Here is a 316-nt window from a genome sequence, read left to right as displayed (position 1 = left end):
GTCTCACTGTCAGCGCGAGTATCACGGTTACTCGTTTCGCTGTCAGTAAGCCCTGCGCTCAATCGCCCCTCCCTGGGGGATGGCTGTTCTGCTGCATTATCAATAATAATCATTGTAGCGTCCAGAGTAATAACCCCAGTCATAACGACCATAATAGTACCAATAACCCCATGGGCCATACCAACCCCAAATCCAAAACATCCAAGTATTTGGATCAGTCATAGCCAGGAGCAAGAATGGTAACGTTATTACTACACAGACAACTAGCAAGATTCGCTGGAACTTGTATTGTCCAGACTGCCGATAAAGCATTTGC

It is taken from the genome of Bartonella sp. TT110JLCBS, from assembly GCF_042193405.1.
GTDB lineage: Bacteria > Pseudomonadota > Alphaproteobacteria > Rhizobiales > Rhizobiaceae > Bartonella.
This window is presented reverse-complemented; position numbering follows the sequence as displayed.